A 2,312-nucleotide genomic window follows, 5' to 3' on the forward strand; every position below is an offset into this window, starting at 1 on the left:
CGCCATGGACGCCACCGCCCTGCTTATCGACGACGCTGACCCTGAAGCCAGCCTGGACGCCCGCGTGCTGCCGCCGCTGCGCCAGGACTTGCGGCTGATCCGCGACCAAGGCGGCACGCGCGCCGGGGAATGGGGCGGCAATTGGCGCATCCATGATCCGGCCGCGCACCGGTTTTTTGCTGTCGACCAGGACACGGTCGGCATGCTGGCCCAATGGCATCAGGGCACGGTCGGCGCGTTGCGCTCGGCCGTGGCGCGCAGCACCGGCCGCGCGCCCGAGGATCACAAGATCCTGGGGCTGATCGAGTTCCTGCAACGCCATGAACTGGTTGCCCCGGCCGCGGGCGAAACCTATGCCCGCGTGCGGCAGCAGCGCAGCGCGCAGAAGCGTTCGCTGGCCACGCGCATGCTGCACAGCTATCTGTTCTTCAAAGTGCCGCTGGCGCGCCCCGATGCGTTTTTGCGCCGCACGCTGCCGCTGGTCACGCCGTTCTTCTCGCGCACGTTCTGGATATTGGCGCTGCTGCTGGGCGTGTCCGGCCTGTATCTGGTGTCGCGCCAGTGGGAAGCCTTCCTGCATACGTTTCCCGACATGATCTCGGCCACCGGCCTGATCGCCTTCGGCTTGAGCCTGGCCTTTGTAAAAACCCTGCACGAACTAGGCCACGGTTATACGGCCGTGCGCCTGGGCTCGCGCGTCACCACCATGGGCGTGGCGTTCGTGGTGATGACGCCCATCCTGTACACGGACACCACCGACGCATGGCGCTTGCCGCGCCGCCAGCGCGTGCTGATCGACGGCGCGGGCATGGCCGTGGAATTGCTGGTGGCGGTGTTTGCGACGCTGGCCTGGGTATTCGTGCCAGACGGCCCGTGGCGCAACGTGGCCTTTGCCCTGGCCACCACCGGCTGGGTGCTGAGCCTGGCGGTCAACCTGAACCCGCTGATGCGCTTTGACGGCTACTACCTGTTCAGCGACCTGATCGGCATTCCCGGTCTGCAAGACCGTTCGTTCGCGATGGCGCGCTGGTGGATGCGCGAACGGCTGTTCGGCTACGGCGACGAACAACCCGAACCCACCTACGGCCACACGCGCCTGCTGCTGATCGGCTTTGCCTACGCCACCTGGATCTACCGCTTCTTTCTGTTCCTGGGTATCGCGTTGCTGGTCTATCACTACTTCTTCAAGATCCTGGGCATCTTCCTGTTTGCCGTGGAGATCAGCTGGTTCATCCTGTTGCCGATCTGGCGCGAGATGAAAGTGTGGGTCAAGCGCCGCCACGAAGTCGGCCGGCAGGCGTTCATCACGCTGGGCGTGCTGGTGCTGCTGGTAGCCGTGTTGCTGGTGCCGCTGCCGTACACCGTGCGCATCCCCGCTGTGCTGACCGCCACCGAGCAGGCGCCCGCCTTTGCGCCGCGCCCCGCGCGCCTGGAAGCGGTGCGCGTTCGCCAAGGTGAAACGGTGCGGGCCGGGCAGATCCTGATGGCGTTGAGCGCCTCGGAAATCGAACAACAACTGGTGGCCACGCGGGAACGCGAACGGTTGCTGAACGAACGGCTGGATCGGCGCAGCGCCGACCGCAAGGACCTGTCCGAAACCCTGACCCTGGCGCGCGAAGTGCAGCTGGAACGCGACCGCGCCACCGGCCTGGAGCGCGAGCGTTCGCGCCTGGCGGTGCGCGCGCCGATTGATGGCGTGGTGGTCGAGCTGGCGCTGGAGTTGTCGCCGGGGCGGTGGGTGGATGAGAAGACGCGGCTGGCGATCATCGCCGCGCCGGGCAGCCTGGAAGCGCGCGGTTACGTCAACGCCGATGACTTGCGCCGCATCCGCGAAGGCGACAGTGGCGAATTCGTGGACGAGCAACGCCTGATGCCCGCGCGCGCCGTCCAGATCGCCCGCGTTGGCGCGGCGGCCAATGACACGTTGGAAAACTGGATCCTGACTTCCGCTCATGGCGGTGACGTGGCCGCGCGCCAGTTCGAAGGCAGGCTGCGCGCCGAGCAGGCCGTGTTCGAAGTGGCCGCCAACGTCACCGACGCATCGCGCGACGATCGCCCGTTGACCGAGCTGCGCGGCGAAATGCAGATCAAAGGCGAACCCATCAGCCTGGCCAGCCGCGTCGTGCGGCGCGTGGTCAGCGTGCTGTTGCGGGAGGCCGGCGCATGAGCCCCCTGAAATCTGGTCAACGCGCCGTTGGCGCGTTTCATGAATGTGGGGCGTTGCCGTCGGCAACGCCTGCCCTGTTCGTAGCAAGAAATTTGGCGGGCGCATCGACGCGCCGCGCTTCAGCGATCTCTGTGAGAGGTGTATT

Annotated in this window: 1 protein-coding gene; it reads left to right on the forward strand. The window is 66.7% G+C overall.

All coding sequences use genetic code 11. The features are described from left to right. Nucleotides 1–4: 4 nt before the first annotated feature. Nucleotides 5–2,167, forward strand: a complete 2,163-nt coding sequence (locus tag KYT87_RS01325) for an HlyD family efflux transporter periplasmic adaptor subunit (protein WP_219991572.1) — start codon at nt 5–7, stop codon at nt 2,165–2,167. Nucleotides 2,168–2,312 lie beyond the last annotated feature (145 nt).

Origin of the sequence: Achromobacter sp. ES-001 (assembly GCF_019448355.1) — a bacterium.
GTDB classification, from domain to species: Bacteria; Pseudomonadota; Gammaproteobacteria; order Burkholderiales; family Burkholderiaceae_B; genus Achromobacter; species Achromobacter spanius_B.